The sequence below is a fragment of the Pseudobdellovibrionaceae bacterium genome, from assembly GCA_020635075.1.
GTDB lineage: Bacteria > Bdellovibrionota > Bdellovibrionia > Bdellovibrionales > UBA1609 > JADZEO01.
Genome location: JACKAM010000001.1, coordinates 1,050,199 through 1,069,365, shown reverse-complemented (window position 1 = coordinate 1,069,365; position 19,167 = coordinate 1,050,199). Strand labels below are relative to the sequence as shown.

General features: G+C 50.3%; 14 protein-coding genes. 11 read left to right on the top strand and 3 right to left on the bottom strand.

Annotated features, from left to right (window positions below):
* Positions 1–6 precede the first annotated feature (6 nt).
* Positions 7–321, top strand: a complete 315-nt coding sequence (locus tag H6624_04605; protein MCB9083598.1) for a transcriptional regulator — start codon at positions 7–9, stop codon at positions 319–321.
* Positions 322–732: 411 nt separating this feature from the next.
* Here H6624_04605 and H6624_04600 read toward each other — a convergent pair whose 3' ends face one another.
* The 3 genes from H6624_04600 to H6624_04590 form a co-directional block, all read right to left on the bottom strand.
* Entirely contained in the window at positions 733–1,827 is a 1,095-nt protein-coding gene (locus tag H6624_04600; protein MCB9083597.1) for an RHS repeat-associated core domain-containing protein, read from the bottom strand.
* A gap of 608 nt (positions 1,828–2,435) precedes the next feature.
* Positions 2,436–3,404: a nucleotidyl transferase AbiEii/AbiGii toxin family protein gene (locus H6624_04595; protein MCB9083596.1), complete on the bottom strand. Its 969-nt coding sequence runs from the start codon at positions 3,402–3,404 to the stop codon at positions 2,436–2,438.
* Complete coding sequence (locus tag H6624_04590) at positions 3,401–4,024, bottom strand: hypothetical protein (protein MCB9083595.1); 624 nt, start codon at positions 4,022–4,024, stop codon at positions 3,401–3,403. The genes H6624_04595 and H6624_04590 overlap by 4 nt, the downstream gene beginning before the upstream one ends.
* 731 nt (positions 4,025–4,755) lie before the next feature.
* Between H6624_04590 and H6624_04585 the strand changes: the two genes are divergently transcribed.
* From H6624_04585 to H6624_04540, 10 genes are all read left to right on the top strand, one after another.
* Positions 4,756–6,693: a hypothetical protein gene (locus H6624_04585; protein ID MCB9083594.1), complete on the top strand. Its 1,938-nt coding sequence runs from the start codon at positions 4,756–4,758 to the stop codon at positions 6,691–6,693.
* Between the two features lies 1 nt (position 6,694).
* Positions 6,695–8,329 carry a hypothetical protein gene (locus tag H6624_04580; GenBank protein MCB9083593.1) on the top strand — a complete coding sequence of 545 codons (1,635 nt, stop codon included), beginning with the start codon at positions 6,695–6,697 and terminating at the stop codon, positions 8,327–8,329.
* A gap of 209 nt (positions 8,330–8,538) precedes the next feature.
* The gene (locus tag H6624_04575) at positions 8,539–9,270 is read left to right on the top strand and encodes a hypothetical protein (protein MCB9083592.1); all 732 of its coding nucleotides are present in this window, start codon (positions 8,539–8,541) and stop codon (positions 9,268–9,270) included.
* A 241-nt stretch (positions 9,271–9,511) separates the two neighbouring features.
* Entirely contained in the window at positions 9,512–9,808 is a 297-nt protein-coding gene (locus tag H6624_04570; GenBank protein MCB9083591.1) for a hypothetical protein, read from the top strand.
* A 155-nt stretch (positions 9,809–9,963) separates the two neighbouring features.
* Positions 9,964–11,031, top strand: a complete 1,068-nt coding sequence (locus H6624_04565; protein ID MCB9083590.1) for a hypothetical protein — start codon at positions 9,964–9,966, stop codon at positions 11,029–11,031.
* Positions 11,032–11,455: 424 nt separating this feature from the next.
* The gene (locus H6624_04560) at positions 11,456–11,917 is read left to right on the top strand and encodes a hypothetical protein (protein MCB9083589.1); all 462 of its coding nucleotides are present in this window, start codon (positions 11,456–11,458) and stop codon (positions 11,915–11,917) included.
* Positions 11,918–11,931: 14 nt separating this feature from the next.
* A complete protein-coding gene (locus tag H6624_04555) occupies positions 11,932–16,017 on the top strand; it encodes a hypothetical protein (GenBank protein ID MCB9083588.1) in 4,086 nt (1,361 codons plus the stop codon).
* A complete protein-coding gene (locus tag H6624_04550; GenBank protein MCB9083587.1) occupies positions 16,001–16,429 on the top strand; it encodes a hypothetical protein in 429 nt (142 codons plus the stop codon). Before H6624_04555 ends, H6624_04550 begins: the two co-directional genes overlap by 17 nt.
* 236 nt (positions 16,430–16,665) lie before the next feature.
* A complete protein-coding gene (locus H6624_04545; GenBank protein ID MCB9083586.1) occupies positions 16,666–17,145 on the top strand; it encodes a hypothetical protein in 480 nt (159 codons plus the stop codon).
* 378 nt (positions 17,146–17,523) lie between these two features.
* Positions 17,524–19,149: a VWA domain-containing protein gene (locus tag H6624_04540; GenBank protein ID MCB9083585.1), complete on the top strand. Its 1,626-nt coding sequence runs from the start codon at positions 17,524–17,526 to the stop codon at positions 19,147–19,149.
* Positions 19,150–19,167: the final 18 nt, after the last annotated feature.

The following is a 19,167-nucleotide window of genomic DNA, read 5'->3' as shown; positions in this document are numbered from 1 at the left end:
TGAGCTATGTCAAAAGAAGGACTTAAATTTAGCGATAAGGTACTTGAGGAGCTGAGAGATCCTGAATTTGCGGCGCTTTATCTGAATGAACATTTGGATTATGAAGGCGAATTGAAACAGGAGCTTCTTCTCCAGGCCTTTAGTAACTTGATTGAGGCCCACGGAGCCAGTCAACTAGCCAAGAAGACAAAAATTGCCCGGAGAACACTCTATTCAGCTTTTGAGGAGAACGGAAACCCCACTTTGGCGACCCTTATAAAGCTGATGAGTGAAATAGGGGTCACCCTGGAATTCAAACATAAAATCAAGAAGGCAAACTAACTGGCAGTGACCGGCTTTTCTAAACCCGGCGGTTCTCGCAATTGTCTATAAGGTCAGGATGAGGAAGTCGGACTGGCAATCTAGCCGGTCACCTAACTACTCAAAGCGGATCATATTAAATATGTTAATAGGATAACTAGCGCAATGACCAAAAATATCGCGCTAAATATATAAGAGCGTTGTTTTGATTTAAAGATGAAGTCGAATTGCTTCCTTGGCCATGAAAAAATATTTGCGCTTGACGCAAATGCAATGAATAGGAAAACAAAGGACAAGCTCACCAGTCGAAAGAACATGGCTACAGATTTATCCTTTAGAAATTCGTTTCCGTAAATGTACGCAGTAAGTAAGAACAAGATAATGTGTACGATCATCGTGATGTATGACGATGCCATATTATTCAGAAGCCTTTCATTTTTCAATTGAAGGGGTGGAACACTTGTTTTCCTTATCTTTGCCTTCTACCTTGTCGTAGCAGTACATGGCCCATCCAACGGCCTGTGGGCTCGCAGCGAGTGCGGCGGCACTTATGCATGCCCTAGCTCCTGCGGGGTTCCCTGTAAAGGTGGATATGCATCCGGCGGCGATAATCGCGTGGGTTAGACCCAGTGAAGAAATTGTACCTGTTGCCATACATTTGGCGAAACTACCAATTGCCTGTCCATTTATCTGGGGCACATTGATTTCACCTGCCTGACCACCGAAATTAGTCTCTCCTGTGGGAGATGTCCCTGGGATGTGACCGCCTACATTTCCGATTGGCAATAAATCCCTCAGGCCGCTCGGATCCACGGAGTTCATGGAATCGTTTTGCACGTACCCATACAAATTCCCATTCCCACCCTCAAACCCAATCGGGTCCTTGCTCGTCCATCTTCCCACGGCTGCCATGTAGTCTCGGGCCCCAAATCGCACGAGATTGGTGTGCTGATCGGTGATACCACCGGCAAAGCCAAAGGGCTGAAATCCTGGGTTTGAATCTAACAAGACCACCCCGTATTCGTCATAGTCGATTTCTTGGACGACGGAGTTGTCAGTAAGGTCAATGACCATGCGGACAGAGCCTAAGTGATCGGAGATGATTTTAAACTTCTTAGGCCCTTGAATCATGTAATCGGGGACATGGGCTTTAGATCCGTAGACGAAGATGGATTTGACTGAGCCTTGGCTGTCGAGTTCAGCAATGGGGTTCAGCTGATCCTGGTAGATAAAGCCCTGAACGAGTGAACCGTTGAGTTTTTTGCCGACTCTGCGGTTTTGTCCGTCGATCATGTATTCGATCTGGTCGCCGTTAGGGAGCAGAACTCCACGCAGGTTTCCGAAGACGTCATAGTCGAAGGAGTAAAACTGAGTGGGCGATTGGCTGGAATCGGAATAAGAGACCAGGTCTCCGTTATTGTTGTAGGAAAAACTTAAATTTCCAGAGGTGAGAATTCTGTCCTGCTCGTCAAAGGTGGCCGAGACTGATCCTTGAGGTGAGAGTTTTTCTAAACGATTCCCATTCATGTCGAAAGTGTATCTTGAAACCAATGCTCCGTCTTTATGAACTTCAGAGAGCCTTCCAGAGGAGTCATAGAGGTAGTTCCAAGTGGTTGAAATGGCGGATTTTGTATCGGTTTTTTGGGTAATTCTGCCAAGAGAGTCACGGACGAAGGTCTGGGCGAAAAATGATCCTGAGGAGTAGGATAGAGGTTCGCCAAATGAGTTATAGGTGTAGGCATCTTGGATGGATCCGATTGAGGAGGAGGTGAGTAGAGCATTTTGGTCAAAGTTGAACGAGATGTCTCCTGCTTGAGTGAGTAGTCCATCGCGGTCGAATTGAAAGGGGATGTTGGTGGAATTGATTTGGATATTTTGTGCTCTGAAGTCGGAGTTGAGAGTGGTGTTAAGAGTCGCCGAGAAGAGAGGAGTGGAGATACTTTCTTGAGTAACGAAAGGTCCGTCGTAGTCGTAGGAGTTTTCGATGCCTCCCGGAGCGGAGATGGCAGAAATCTGAGAAGTGTTTGGCAGGTAAGAGTAGGTGTAAGCCCCAAGAGGTGTGGTGGTCGAAAAGAAAAATACCGCGTGATGTGGGTGACATGGAATTATGTAACAATGGTCTAGTCGAGAACCGGTTAAAGGCGATCGAGATACTTGCTGATCCTCTGCAGGATTTCGTTGAGAGTGGGGTGGTCCCTGAAGTAGAGGCTACTGCTTCGGTTGAATTCCTTTTCAAAAAGATCGCGATCAATGGGGTCTGTCAGCTTGAAGGCCTCACTGTTGGAGACCTTGGTGTCATCTCCTCTGAATCGTTCTCTTTTGAACTCTTGATATTCCCGAGTGCCGATAAAATTTTGAATATCCTTGCGGTCAAGGAGCTGGAAAATGTCGTAGTAGTGGCGGATAAAATTGGCGGGTAGGCTCGTCTCATTCTTGTTCTTATAAAGGCGGAATTTACGGATAACCGCCTGGAGTTTTTCAACGAAGGTGTACCTTGGGTCATAACAGGGTACGTCTTTGGCGCGATTGTCGATCATGCTGACTCCGGGCGTAGCGGCTGCGCGATCATATGCCCACGAAGAGATGAGCTTTGGTTGGTTGGGCACTGTCTGGTCAAAACCCACTTCGAGGAGGATGCCTTCTTTTAACCCCGGCACAGAAAAGTGTGAAGAGTATAGAAGCCTAATCCCGCCATTTCTGTACTTCTGGTCATCATCAAAGGTTTTGTCCCGCAAAACGCTTTCGATACCTGGGATTTTGTCCGTTATATGGTTGGCGATCCAATCAAAGTACTTGGCTCTGGAGTCTCGGTGTTTCTGATTATCGTGGTTTTTGCCACAGTAGACTGGAAATCCACAGAGATTTAAATCAGGTTCAATTTTTATATCAATGTCTTCCGAAAAGCGGTGTATGCAATCGTAACCCTTTGATAGAGAGGTGCCTCCCTTTAGGTGGAAATCCATGTCTAGCTGCTGGAGGCCCCATAATAAGTGCATGAGCCAATAGTCTTTTTCGACAAGAGCAGGGTCTCTGATGCCGAGGTCTACAGCAGTTATCTCGATGAGATCCTTGAAGTCGGATCGTTCGTGAAGATAGCCATTCATTTGGGCAAGGATTCTTTGTGCGACGTCCGACTCTGGGCACTTCTTAGGATGTGATCGAGTTTTTTCTGGGCGGACAAGGTGCCGTATCGGGAGGCGGCAAGAAGAAGTCGCCTGCGGTTGAATTCGGGGAGCTTGTCTCGGAGTCTCGTTAGGACCTGATTGCGATCCTCAGCAAGTTCATTGAAGCGATTTAGAATTTCAACTACCAGAAACTCCGGAGTCAGTTGTTTTGGGGCCTCTCGCCAGCGATGAAAGTAAAAGGTGAGGCCTCCGAAGGTAAACTCCCCCAATCTTTTTCGATTGAAGACGACGAGATCGTTGTAGAGCTGGGTGGTCCCCAAACCAAGGGCATTGAACTGGCTTGGGCCATAAACGACAAAGTGATCGTCTTTAAGAAAGGAGCAAATGAGGGAGTTTATTTCGGGTGGTGCATCCCCAAAGACTGTGCTCTTTGGCGCGAGATAAAGTCCATGGGAAAGCTTTTTGAGAAGGCCTTCCTCTACCAGTTGAGCGAGGTGGCGATCAATGTTGGAGGACTGACTCGCTAATTCGGCACGACGATAGACTTGGCCGGGCACCAAATAGGCTTTGAGCTTTTTGAGTGTGGTCGTCTGAGGCATTTACAGCCCTCCATATTGTAAGTATCGGTAAAAGGCCTTTAGAAGTAAAGAATATTAGTAAAAATTCATGTATTTAAGTTTAAATAATCAATAAATACATATAATTAAAATAATATCAGATATATCTAAGTCAATTTTAAGAGTTTTGAGCCCGCGATTGGATAAGGCAGGATTCAGGCCACGGGTGAAAGGGGTCTGGCTGGTCCAAGGCGAATTGTCATCCGGAGCCACGGATAGGTTTGGCCGAAGGGCGGGGGCGGAATTAGGGGGAAAGTCGTTGCGTGTAGGTGTTCCAGTTGTGGGCGAGGGGTGCCTATCTACTGTTTTGGATCGACTTGACTCGCGGGCAATCACCCTCCCGAATCGAAGGAAGATGACGCAGGCATTTCGGGAACTTGTCTTAAGACAAGTTGCGGACCTGTTTGCGTCAAAGGAGCAGGGGGCGGATCGAATCGTATCTGATATCCGATATCAGGTATCGGATATCAGATATCAGATGTCTAGCGTTGGGATGGCCGAGGGGAAAGGGCGAATCCCGGTAACAAAATTGGGCGGGGTGAATAGGGGGTAAACGATGGGGAGGGGAAAAGGGCGAGGTGAGAAGGAATTGGGGGCGAATGGAGGTGGTATGGATCGTGAAGTGGAGGTTCCCGACCAAAAAGATCAATAAGATCCAAGAATGTAGGTGGGTGCATTTAAGGAATTGAAGAACTTCAAGGACTTAAGGCGCTATGAATCGAATCTTGTTAAGGGCTCCCTGGTGGAGTCAGAAGACTAAAAGAGATGGCCATCGGCTGATGGCTGCTGTGCTTTCGTTGAGTCTGGCCTTTTCTCCAGTGACCACAGCCGTGGCGGCTGAAGGTGATGGTGAAAAAGCGGCAGCGGCGGAATCAGCACCGGCTCCGGTTTCAGTGGAAGAGATCCAGGTGGATCAATCGAGAGCCAATCAGGCCGCTCGGGACTTTAAACTGTCGCCGGAACATGGGAATCTCCTGCTCAGTCTCACCGAAGGCCTCATCCATGAACAAGAAGGCATGGGCAATCACCATGTGTACGAACTGACCATGAGTCAGTTCATCGAGCTTTTGCAGGCCCGAGCCGGCAAGGTCATGGACATGTTTTCCTCTCGGCAAAGCGGCTTGGATTTTAGCCTCAACGGCCCGGTCAGAGCCTGGTTGATTGATAACGGCTACAATCCACTACTGGCTGATGCCCTGGAAATCATTCTTGAAGGCCGAGGCAATGCCTTTGACGGCATGATTGAAAAAGTCGCCGAACGTTTGGGTAAGAGTGCTGTGGCCGTACGTGCGGAAATGCAGCGCATTTCCTATCGCATCCCCGCAGGATTCTCCAATACCTCAAAGCTTCGCCTGGGTTCTTATCATGGTGAATCAGTCAAAAAGGCCGCTCACGCCAAGGCCTTTCAGCTGAGCCAAGAGGGAAAACCCCTGGTGTTCGATCCTGGATTGGCAAATCTGTTGGCCCATGTGGATCGCATGAAGTTTGAAGTCTCGGTGGTGGCCAATTCCCCTGACTTCACCGCCATGGAGAAATTCAAAGGCCACTTTACCAAGCTGGGTGACCTCTACACATCGGTGTGGGAGAGCTTGGCCGGCATCGAAATGACAGTGATCGACTTGCAGGGTTTGATCGATTCCCTTCGCTACAAACTCTCTTTGGAAATCGTCGACACCGCCCGCGAGGCCGAGCACTTAAAAGGTCTATTGGATGCGGCCATTGAACTGCGCGAGCGTTACATAAGAATTGTCGAACCCTTCTTGTCGGTGCAAAACCAAACAAATCTCAGTCGTTGGGATCTGCTCCATCGCTTAGCCAAAATGACACCCGATGTGGAGTTGGGTTTCAAAGAAGTGAAAGGTTTTGCCAGTCATGCGGTTGACCGAGCGGATGTGATACTTGGTCTAGACGGCAGTCGGGGCGACGCTCTTAAGTTCGACTCGCCCTGGGAACTCGAGTTTGTGATCGCCCGCGACCAGGCACGCGCCCGTGGTTTGGCGGGGCAGTGGGACTCCATTCGCACCTTTCAGGTCGAGCTGCGGGAAACCTACAAGACTGCTCACTGGACGACCACGAGTCAGGAAGCTATTCGTGATTCAAAGGGAAATGTGACTGGTTATCGCACGGTCACCCATCATCATCACTCGTCGAGTACCGACTGGGACTATGAAACTGTCCATACGCCCGTGTATGAAATGGAAGTGGCCATTCGTCTTCAGGGCTTTCGTCAGCGGATGAGAGAATTGGCAGGGCTCCCCGCGAGTGAAAGGGGAGCAGCCCTTGAAAAGCTGCAGGCAGAAATGACAGCGCTTAAATCTCAGCTGACCCGCTACGCGACGGTACCGCCGGTTGGCAAGGATGAGTCCGAGCAAAAGATCAAGCGGACGCAGAACCTTATTGAACAAGTGCGCCGAATGATTGCCCAATCCGAAGTTCTGGGCGTTCAGCTGGCCAACTCGATCCCGAAATTTAATCGTGACTTGAAGCCCAATCCAGGCTGGACAGAACGAATTGCCCTGCAGTTGCAGAGTCTGGACGCCAAACGCTGGCGACGGGCGAAGATCATTGGTTTTTCCTCAGCGGGTGCGGCTGCGGTGGCAGGAGCTTGTTATTTCTTCCTGCAAAACGGCGGCATGATAGGAGGATTTTAATATGAGATTTCTAATTACGATCCTCATCTTTGTCGTTTGTTCCTGGCCCACGGCCTGGGCGGCCACAGAAGCCGAGGTGGCTCAGGCACTTGATAAGGCTTTCTTCAACCATGAGTTGAATAGGCCAGTGACTCCCAATGATGCCCTGTGGTTGGTGATGTCCACCGTTCATTGGAACTCCAATATTGGTGAAATCAGTAACGCGCAAATGCAGTTGATCAAATCCAACATTGCCTCGGACACAGGTCTGGTAGCTCAAGTGTTACTTAAGCAGGGATACAACTACCATGTGCTTGTGCGTCTCAGACCTTTGGTGGGCTACGATCCTCACAACGTGAGTTATGGTGTCACGGACATCGCCTCATTGAAAAGCACAGCTATTGGTTCTGCCAAGGCGGGGATTCCTGAGTTTGCCCGCGTGCAGACCGATCACTGGGCCACTAATCACAAGGGTGAGCTGAAGATCATGTATGATGCTCAAGTCCATTGGCTGATCGAAAGATCCAAGAACATGGTGGATGTGGCGATGACCGCAGCCGGTACGGCATCCCATAGTCCAGTGAATCTGGTGGTGAATCGCTTTAAGCTCGTGAACACCATTATTGATTTCTCCAAACGGGTGGAGCATGTGCTCACTGAGTACCAAGCTCTTTATGCCAGTATTGAAGTGAAGATGGCCCGCCATCAGGGCGAGGGAGAGATTGAATCTGGCCTGGCGCGCGTGCGCGATCAGCTTTTGGCTGAGCGAGCAGCCTTTATCAAGTGGGTGACTGAGGTCTTGGATAAAGGTCAGCCATCGAGTGAAAAGGACAAGACCCCTTGGCGGGAGTTGGGTCGTGCCATGAGACAGGCCCAGAGTGAATTGGCCAACTTAGAAAATACTTTTAAAGAACTTTCCAGCCGGACCCTGGCCGAAGTGGACAGAGTCACAGGTAACACCGGATTGAGTGCCCGCTATGCCAATGACTTAGAGCCAGAATTGGAACTCAAGCGGCAGGAGCAAATCAAGCAGAACGAAGAGTTCGCTGCCCGCTGGGAGCAGATCAAAGAGCGGACTTATTTTCGCCGCAATCACAAATGGACCTATATCCACAAGCATTCTGAGCAGCATGGCCCCTACATTGAGAGGTCCAGATCGACAAAATCGAGAGAAGTCTGGGATGTGGCTCTGCCGCCCATTGAGCAGGAAGTGGAAGTGGTGGAGCAGCTCCTGGCCGAAGCTCAGCGAATTTTAAAGACAAAATTGCAGGCGCCGCAAATATTAGAACTGCGTGAGAGACTGATCAACATCCAGGCCCGGCATGCTGAGCACTTTGGTCGGGGACCGGTGCTCCCCGAGGTGGCTCCTTCAGGGCTTCAAGAAGGTTTTAACGAACACTTTCAGGCGCGCAATCAATTGATTGCCCAGTGGTTGGAAATGCTGATTGATTCCACCTACCGACATGAAGCCCATGAGAAAAAGGGCTATGTGGGCATTGAGTTTGAGACTGAACTTAGGGCTGACTACGCGGCCACTCTCACGCGCTTGGAAAAGATCGCCCGTCGTTTTCGCATTGCCGCCTACAGTATTGGTGGTTCGGCGATCACTGCGGCCGGTGCTGGTTGTTATTACTTCTTGTCCTCTGGTGGCTTCTAACCCAATAGAGGCCCAATAAACTGGCGATATGGGCAAATTCCCCTCGCTGGCTGGTCGCAGCAAGAATCAATCAATGGCCCGGGACCAATTGTCCCGAGCCATTCTCAATCACTTTTCAACTCCGCGAGAAACAAAAATTGTGTGGGCAGGGGCGGTGGCTCCTGCTATTTCCTGGTTTTCTCATTTGAACATGAAAAGAGGGTATAGGGGTGAAATCTCAGGTATTGCTTTGGTGTTTGTTGCTAGGTCTTTCCGCCTCCGCGTCCAGCCCGTCGGCATCAAGTGAATTGACGGCAGAAGAGGCCGAGAACCAACTGGATGTTGAGCGCGAGTGGGTGAGCATTGAGTCCGACTGGTTCAATCAGGCAACAGACCCACAAAATAACGCCACTCCTGATCAGGTGAGTAGTGCCACCAAAGTGTATCTATTGTTGTACGAAGGCCAGCAGTTTTACTTTCACCTGGGCTCTCAGGTCACCTATGCCCCAGATGGCAAATGGGATGCGCCGACAACGCTGGTGAACTTCGGGGCCTCCCTGGGCTTTTGGGGAGATGATGTGGAGGTTGAGGCTTTTGTTGAAACCTACGTGAATCACAAGGACTCTGACCTCAGTGAAATTGAACCCCACCTGGTGTTTTGGGCGTCGACCGGTAAAATGTTCTGGGAGTTAGACCCAAGCCTGCGTTTTCGCACCGGCGGTGAAAGCCGTGACCCGGCCTTTGGTGTTTTAGGCTTCGCCGCTTACCGTATGAACGACAATTTGGGAGTGGGATTGCGAACAGTGGCCGACTATTCTCCAGACGATGAATTTGTGTGGTTGGGGCCGAGCCTTGAGTTTGACACTCCCGTCGGCATTGGTGGTTTTTTGTTCGCTGGATTCGACACCCATGGCCCCGTGGCCAGCACCAACCTGATGTTGCGACTTTCCGGTAGCCTTTGAATTTGTCACCCAGGCGGTGGGAGTCAGAAAAATAACAGTGTCTAAAGGCCTTACAAGCAAAGCTTCAGCTGGAATCTAATGACAGGTGAGAGATGTAAGGTCTTTCTTGTTTTTGGCCTCTAATTTGATGCCTGTCCAATCGTCCATGGAATCGAACATAATGAGTGATCTGCACGTTCTCTCAGACTGGCCAAACAGGAATGCGAGTGGCCCTACTTCTGTGTCCAATCAAGGAGGACCGATGATTCATCTGGAGATGGTTCAGCGTTTTGTTGACGGCGCCGAATGCCCCACCTGCCAACACCACCACACACTTTTTGCCAACCTTCGCTGTGATCGGGACAGTGATGGACCTGAGTACACCATCAGTTGCCAGCAGTGTGGTTTTCGTATGCTCTGCGAAGTGGAAGTGATTCCAGAAAAATCCAACGTGTGGGCGAGAGTGGTCTGTGAGATCAACAGCCCCATTTGCCACCTAGCCCTTGACCCAAGCCTTTACGCCGTCCATCTGGAAGGGCGTCACAAATCAGCCGCATAGCTTGGAAATCTCACCCTTTTTCGGGGTGAGCCAATCGGTCTCTATAGCGTCAAGTGACTGGTCAGCATCGGTGAACCTGACGCTCTACCACCCCTAGATGAGATCTGAAGGACCATGGATTTTGCAATATTAGAGGCTTATCAGGGGATAGAAGTATGGATGCTTCACGATGGGCCACGATGGCTTTCGCTCTTGCTACCGCACTGATGTTGGGTTGTGAACCCATGCACGTGCGTAGCCTTCAAGACAACAGTTTCAATGGCAGCTCAGGCTCCGGGTCCGGCAGTGGATCGGGTGGTGGAGGTTCAGGCGGTGGTGGCTCCGGAGGAGGATCCAGTTTGCCAGCTGAGCAGGCCTTCTTTGCCGAGAGGGTAAAGGCTTCATTTGAAGCCAGCTGTATCGCCTGTCATGCGGCTCCTCGTCTGGTGACGGGAACTCCCGCGCCTCTCAATATCTACGACTATGGTCCGATGAAGAACTTGTTGAACGATGGAGTTTCACCCGCCAACAATCGCTTGATCAACAAGATCCGCGGAGTCATCACCCACACTGGTGGAGATGCCTGTGGAGGCAATTTGAGCTCCGGCCCCTGCAAAGAGGTCATGGAATGGTACAAGGTGGAGAACAAAGTCACCGACAATGGTTCCACCGGCTTTATCGACAATATCTCTCCCCTGGGTGTCGTCACCGGATGGGCTAAAGACCCCGGCGATGAAGCCAAAAAGCTCACCGTCTATTTCTACGTCAACGGCCCTGTCGGTGTTGGCCAAGCAGCAGGGTCGGTTGTGGCCCAAGAGGTTGGTCTGGGAGGCGCCGGCCTTAACCATTACTTTAACCATCAGTTGCCAGCTCAATTTCGCGATGGAACCACAAGAGAAATCTATGCTTATGCGGAACAGGCGATTGCGGGCAATCTTCTGCCTGGAACTCCCAAACAGTATGTGGCCTATCAGCAGTCTGATGAAGGTCGTCAGTACTTTGCCGCTAACATTGCCACTAATTTCGCCAACACCTGCGGAGCTTGTCACCCCACCACCTATGAGGCGGGGTTTGCCAATTTGATCTCACCTCCGCCAGATAAGGGTGGTACCGCCCAAAATAACGGATTGGTGATCAAAGGTTCCGGTGGCAACGGCCACGGAGGTGGCAATCGCTGTGGGGGCACCAATGGTTCTCCCTGCCGGGAGTTCCAGGAGTGGTGGAGGATTGAGTTCGGAAATTAAAAACCGGCTCCTTCATTTGCTGATCCGCAAAAACCCTTTATCAGTGAAAACGGTCCTTTGCCGACCATTCTCCGCAAATCCTCACGCACCTTTTCGGCCGCAGGCTCGTCTTCGGGTCGCGTCAGGCATCCTGCCGCGCCTCGGATACGCCCTGCGCGACGGTGAGGATTCGGATTTACGGAAATGGCTCGGCAATCGGACCTATTCCCTGGGTAAAGGTGGTCCAAGGTTTTGCGGATCAGCAAATGAAGGAGCCGGTTTTTAAGCCATTCCTCACGGAGTTTCACTTTTTGTTAAAAGTTCAACTTTAAAGGTCAGTGGTAATTACAAGAACCCCTTGGGGCTTGGGTTTGGTGAAGTCCAGTGCTATTCGGCAAGGACTTTAACCCAAAAGTACTGAAGGAATATTGAGAGGGGGTTCTCTATGATCAAAGTGTTTGGACTGGTCTTAGTCCTACTATTGTCTGTTAGTTTTGCTGAAGCGCGTATTCCGCGCAATCTGCGCATCGTTCCTGGATCTGAGCTGATCATTAATCAGACTCGTGAAGCCATTGAGGATTTGACTGCTGTTCATCAGATTTCATTCCAATCCGCCATGCTGGTCTATTTTGTCAGCAAAATGGAAGAAGTCGCTACTCCTCAGTCCATCGGATTGGTGGAAGAGATGGTTTCGGCCCTTGAAGCCATTGCCGGCCAGGAGGTGGACGAAAGTAGTGATGAGGTGATGGCTTACTCAATGGAACATCAGCTCTATTTTGCTCAGGCCGTGGCCTCTTATCTTGTTGAAGTCATTCCAGTGAGTGCACAAAAAGAGGAAGCCTTTGGTAATGCTGTTCGCAAGTTCGTCAGTGGCGCCAAAGCTGTTGTCAGCCAATCTGAAAAGTAAAGCCTAAGATCATCATGCGGGGGATCTTATTTTTATTCCTGGCCCTTGGTTTATCCATGGGCTCACGGGTTCATGCCTATTGGGGACCGCCCACTGAAGATGCGGTGAAGTTCTATCAGCACATGTTGAGAGTTGGGAAGGCGTCTTATGATTCCAACAACTCCCATCGTGGACTGCAGTACTGGGCATCATTGACACGAGACTGGAATCACGTCCAGGTGAAGTCCTTCTTAAAGAACAATCTGCAAAAGGTAAATGGCTTTGATAATTGCCGCTTTTGCGATTTGACCCTGGCAGCTTATCTGTCTGGTGATGAGGCACTGCAGGCCAAGGCCATTGGCCTGGCCAGGGAGAGATTCCGCAACTTCGCTGGAACGGATCAGGAGAAGCAAAATTACTACCGCGAGGTGATGAACAACCAACTCCACCAACTCATATCTCACCAGGACAAGTTGGAACTTCCCTATGCGATGATTGGAGCCTACTGGCAAAAGCTCAACATTCCCTTCAGCTGGACCGTCGAGTACTTGGATCAGTACTTGATCTATCCCCACCATCAACATCAGCATGTCTCCATGGCCATGGCGATTTTGCGGGCGGCTCTTGGTGGAGAGGAAGAATTCCACCAGTGGTGGCATGCTGAGCGGGATCGACGGGTCCAGGAGTACCTCGGGAAACTGGAAGTCTACCTGGCTACGGAGCCAGAAGTAGACCGTGAGGACCACCGCGAGGAATGGCATGAGATCAGGGACAAGTGGCAACAGGTGCGCTTTCTCCTTTTGCAAGTTGCGGAGAGTATCCCTGGTGATTTGTTGGTGCGCGCATATGAGCGAATTTCACTAAATCCCTGGCATGATAACTTTCACGCAGAGTTTCTTCAGGTTCTTAGCAAGACCAAGGACAAGGGGGCGATCAGTCGCGCCCACCAGCTCATTGAGAAAAGGATCGCTGGGACTGACACTGCTTACACTGATTTCATCAATAGGTACATGAAATCAGAAGATGGCAGGTTCCGCCATCGCCATGATGAGTGGATGCATGAAATGGAACATGACGAGGAGGACGAATCCAACTACTACAAGTACCCGGGGAACAACTTCTATCAGGAGAGGCAAAAGAGAAACCAGGATCTGCTGACAGCTGAAGGGCGGCGCAATGCCTACGTCGATGAGGTTCTGACGGTCTACATGAGGTTTCTCAACAACCATAGGACGAACGAGGAAATCGAACCAGCAGTTGGAGACTTGATCAATCTCTATGGCCTTAAGTACGAGGACTTTGAGTTATACATCGAACACTTTCTGCGCAAACCCGAAGGTCGGCTGGTGGGCTTGGGCAAAAGCCTCGCCCTTCACTTTAAGGGTGAACAGTATGTTGCTGCTATCGAGGCGAGAAGGGAGCAAGGGCGCCGGGAGAAGGCGGTGGAGTTTCTCACCTCGATTCCCGTCGCCAAGGTTCACGAAGCCTTTAGTCCCGTCCAGGCCTATTACTACAATATCTACGTCCACAGTGGTGATCGGGAGATCCAAGAACTTGTTCTTTCCAAATGGGAAGTCCTCAACAGTGATGAACAGCTCAGGCATTTTTGGCGTTGGCACGTATTAATCGCTGGCAAGAGCAAAAACCTCAAGTTGATCGAGCGAGTTGTTCAACAATTGGATGCAGAGTTGGATGGCAATGGCGGCCAGGAGTCGCGTCACCACTGGGGGGATCCCGATACCCCTTTGCACGAAAAGTTCAGTCGTTTTATGGACGAGACTTCTCACTTTTTCCTGTACGAGCTTCGTCTTAGTGATGATTTAGACGACGTTGTTCCGATAATGGTTCAGCTAAAGGCTCTAAAGGATGTAAAGGTTCAGGAGAATCTGTGGGAGCGCGCCAATAGGGACGGACGTCATCCAGAAACAAAGATCGCCCGCGCCTTGCTCAGGGCTTTGGTCGGCGAAGCTAAATTCAATGAGAAGATTCCCAAGAGTGAACAGGGGCCGGAGCAGGACCAGCGGCGCAATTGGTATCAGAACATCCAGGGCAATTTGGGTACGATTGAAAGAGTCTACCATGATGAAAAACGCGACGGCGGAAGTCACCGTTCGGGACGCCAACTGCCAAATCAATTTCAGCTGATTTTTGCTGAGGTCTTTGCCCCGCCCGTGAAGGCATTCATAGAGGAAAAACTGGCCATGCTGACCTTGGCCCGGGAATTCGCTTTGACCGGGAATATGTGGTACCTGGCGCTTACCAGCGGCCACGAAGACCTCAAGAAGCAAGCACAGCAGCTGTTTCTGCAAAGGCTAAAGGGTGAGGATGGGGAATTCAACAAGCTGTGGGGAGCGGCCGCGGCGAATGCTCAACAGAGATTTCAGATTCTCATCGAGCCTTTGTTTTATGCCCTGACAAAAGATCATTGGGCTCCGGATGCCGAGGGCGCCCTGCTTGATTTGGTTTTGTCTCTGGAATTGAACTACGACCTTGTCGGCTCTTATCTGGAGCAGATCTACAGCGTGAATTCTGAGTCCCACCTTAAGAGGATAGCGGGTCGGCTCATTGGAGAACTCAAGGGTCTTGAATATCTGGATTCCTTGCCTGACCTTAGTCTACGCAAAAAATTTCTCGTCGTTAACGGCGGTTACAGCGAACTCTCTAACTATTCGGTTAATGAAGAAGATGTGAAGTCTTTCCACTATAATCTGTTTCATGGCCAGAGCGTGGTGCTCAATGCCGGAGGCCCTGGTGGAACTGTCGTGCCTATCAGTGGCGGGCAATCCATGCGGGATGAATCCGGGCTGATAAAATTGGAGCCGGGACTGGTCTTAGAAACCCCTTATCGGGCTGCGACCAATGCCAATCTAAAAATGGCCATCGATGAAATCAGGGAGTCGAACCCAATTTCCGTGACAGCGGTTTACGGAGATCACGGGGGGCCTCAGTCCCTGGCTTTGTGGAATGGGGACTACCTGACCGCTACGGCATTGCAGAAGATGTATCGTAAGTTTCCGGAAGAGACGCCTATTCGATCGATTTTTACCCAGTGCTATGCAGGAGCACTGATCGTCTCGCCTGAGCGCAAGAGACCTCCTTTTGTTGTCGGCCTTAAGTCTTTTATCAATCATCACTATCCGCTGAATCGCTGCTCTTACGCCAACGGCCATCATGATGAGCTGGGCACCTACTATTCTTGGGGATCCAAGTGGGAGGATAGCAATTGGAGCCAGTTGTTTAAGGCCCGGCCCAACCTGTCTTTGAGAATCCTGAAGGACTTCATGGGCCAGGAGGGCCAAGTTCATTCCACTCCCATACTCTCCAGCGATTACTTCATCTATGACTTTATTCAGACCTTTTGCCAGGAGTTGTCGAGTTTTGAGAAATTGGCTCAAGAACACGGTCACAATGTGGAGGCCTGGCCCCCTGCGGTCAAGAGAAAGGCCCTGTTTATGACGGTGCCCAAATTAGCACGCGAGAAGCTCAGTGTGGCGCGCCAGTCCTTGTGTGAAAGCGAGTTGGAGAAACAGAGGCAGAAATTAGTCGCGGAATACGAAAGATCTTTTGATCTTCATTACAACAAGGTGAGATCCCTTGATAATCAGTGGCGACGGGAGATCATCCAGGACAAGTATCCTGAAGTCTACAAAATGATGCTTGAGGGCAACCGTCTGCGCAGTGAACTTATGGCCAAATACGCCAACGAGGGGACGGACTTGGAGTTGATGTCAGAAGGGGATCGGGAGAAGATTCGCGAAATCCAGGCCAACTACATTTTTCCCTATCAGCACCTGGAGAAGTCCTTCGACTACATGAAGGAGTTTGATCCTATTTTGAATCAAAAGGCCATCGATTACTTTCAGGCCAACAAAGAGACTTTTGGCGAGTTTGTTCAAGACAATATTCTTAAGGTCGATCACCATCGCCGGATCATCGATGAGGTGAAGTCAAATCTTCAGAACCGAATGCGGTCCAAGCAATCAGAGAGAAAACGAGTGGAGAATCGCATCTATCGTCAGCGCCAAGAAGGCCTTGAGGTACTTTTGGATGAAGCAGAGCTGGAGTTTATTAAGGCAAGATATGAGAATCTTTTGCAGTGTGAAAATGCAGTTATCAATTAATGCCCTGGCCTTGGTGGCAACGGCCTTGATCCTGGGCTGCACCAACTCCCAGGGGCCAGATGAAGCCAAGGGCGAGGCCATTGAGTGGTCGCCAAGGCCGGCGCTTAACTGCGGGACCTATGTCCTTAATGGACAAATTCGCCTCAACGAGCAAGGTCAATATGTTTTGGTGATGCGGGCTGATTCCCCATCCGCCTTTGATGTGGTCTTGTTGGGTGGGGATCAGGTCAAACTGATAGACGCACAAGAGACCCTTGTGGCAGCAAAGGTCTACTTCCCCCAGCCCAGCCAGGACAATCGAGTGTCCATGGCCTACCTGGAGGACATCCGGAATGGGGACCCACGCCAGCAGAATCCAGTCCTCCTGCAATTGGAATCTTGCGGACAAATGGAGCGCTTTAAGGCCCAATGAGGCCATCCCTATGGCCTTGATCATTCCTAAAGAGTGCCGCCGCAAATCATTGAAATTAATGGCTTTGTTGAACTTTTTTAAGCCTGTCAACTGACTCGACACGTGCCGACCCTTGTCAGGGGTGTGTCCAAACTTTGGACGGAAAATAGGCCTCATCTGCGTAATAAGGGGCTTTTTCGTTGGTATCCTGGTTGCAAACTGAATTGACATAAGGAATGAGGCACACGGAGAGGAATATGGAATTCGGTAAGTACTTGAAAGCAGTTCTGCTTGTTCTGCTCGTGGCGGTAATGGGAAACGCCTTGGGAGAACCACTGAACATAAAGAAAGAACGAGTGAAGCTCGACTTCAACTCGATGATTGAGGACGTCAATAAGGAGTCAGCCTCAATTGCTGAGAGCCTTTCTGACGATATCACCAGTGAGATTCCAGGCGAGGCTGAGGAAGTCCCTGCTAAGGCCCTAGAAGGCGATCAGGCAAGGGTAAAAGAGTTCCTCGATGTCGAGATGGGACTTGGTGATGCCTCGGCTGTGGTGGATTCTGGCGAGTGGAAGGCACGTCCTTCAACCCCGATCACCAATCGTGAAGACATCATTTTTGAAGAGAACATGGAAAGACATGATACGGAGCTCGAAGAGAAACCCCGAGGCCCGAGTAACGTGGCCCAAAAGGGGACTCTGAAAAGTTCCAAGCGTCGGAAATTGGCCCCTAACTGATTCTCGTTTTTTACCCCAGACCCCCTAAGAAGTACCCCATTTTGCCGGCCGTTTCCCCAAACGGTCCGGCTTTTTTTTGGTCAACAGATACACAGTTCTGCGCAAATTCTTATCCGCCCTTGGTCGAGCTAGACTCGCGCTAGGTCCTAACGCCAAACATGAAAAGCCGCTATTCATAGGGGTTTGACGGGGTTTTGTCGGCAAAAACAGCAAATAAAATCCGCAGAATCTGGACATACTTTTGGCGACACCAACGAGTGAACAGTTTTCTCCCGGATTAATGACCGGGTCCAGGCGCCAACACCAACCTATTGGACTTTTAGCCATCAGACTTGGCCTTGGCCTTGCTCTACTCATGGGTGAAAGGGGAAAAGGGTTATGTTGGTAAGGGTTGTCACACCAGTAGTTATGATATTAGCCATGGTCGGCGCGATGTCTTGCTCGGACGTTCGTCTAGTGACCAAAGAGGAACCAAAAGTAAACGTCAAAAGCCAAGGGCACTTTTGTATCAGTGATCCAAAAGAAGTTATGCGCTTTATGAAGTTTCTTTTTGTCATCGACAAGTCGGGCTCCAATAGCGATTCCGATCCAGGAGGCGTCAAACGATCGAGGAACATCGAGAAATTCGTCAAGGAGAACGAGGACAAAGACTTCTATAGATATGGAATGATTATATTTGAGGGCAATCGGGGAGCGGAGGCCTATATCCACAATGGCGATCGGCAAATGCCGACGTTTACCGATGATCCCAATGAGGTCTACGAGGCCACGGCCCGCATTCGTAGCGAGGGGGAAGGGGGTTCGACGCCCTACAAGGCCGCCTTGAACTCAGCCCGGCTGGCTATTCGCAACGATATGGAAAAGTTCCCGGATGAAGAATCCAATTATATGGTCTTTTTCGTTTCGGACGGAGTTCCCACAGACACCTATGATGATGATGAGCTCAAAGACTTGGTCAAAGATATCGTGGATTTGGGGCCTAATGTTCATGTGAGCACAGCCTTTTATGGAAGCTCCGGGAGCTCGGCGGTTAAGCGCCTGCGCAAGATGGGCGAAGACTGGGGAGAAGGTAAGTTCATTAACTTTGAGGACAATGCCAACTGGGATTTCAATGAGCTGATTGTTAAGCCCACCTACGAGCCCTGGCAGATGAAGAACTTCCTCGTTTACAACCTAAGTGCCGGCTACTGCGAAGATGGCTTTGTGGATGTGGACTCAGACGGCGACGGCATGTGCGACAGGGACGAAGTCCGTTACGATGGCATGGAGTTGCGAGGCAAGAAGTTCAGGTTTGACCCAACCAAACGATTTAGTAATGGCGGTGCCTTTGGTGATTACTTCCACTGGCGGGAACTCCGTTATGGCGAGACCATCCCTACCGAGCAGGAGTGCAATGACCGTACGGATGAAGATCATGACTTCCTGACGGCCTGTGAAGAGGACTATATTACCAACGACAGACCTTCGGAAAACGTCCCCAAGCATGGCGACAAGAAAAATCCGGATACCGATCGGGATGGGTTGCTTGATGGACTTGAGACATTTGTGTATTTCACCCGATCTCTGGCCTATGCCATGGATTCCTACAATTTGTTGCGTACCAACCTCGATGGGGAAGAACAGGCAGATCTGCAAATTGGTGAGCATCGCAGTCCTTTGATCAAAGATAAGGGCGCGATTGCTTACGACACGAAGCTCGATAAGACCAATGAGGTCAACCGCGATTGTTACAGTTTTTCCCAAGGGATTCTTCCTCTTTACGCCACATTGGAAGTGAAGGAGAAAGACACTCTTCCCGGTCTGGGGCATAAGGCTGGAGAGAATGCAGTCTTGGTCTACTACATCCAAACACCACAGAACGATCCTCAGGGTGACGGCATCCTGATGCATTCGGTGCAGATGCTGATGAATGATCCCGCCAACCCGATTTTCCTCGGCACTAATGCCGGGCTTAAGGTCCAGGATGGGGTCTTTAAGGCCTACAAGACGCCAAAGAAGCGATGAGAAGGCCTTTTGCTGGGA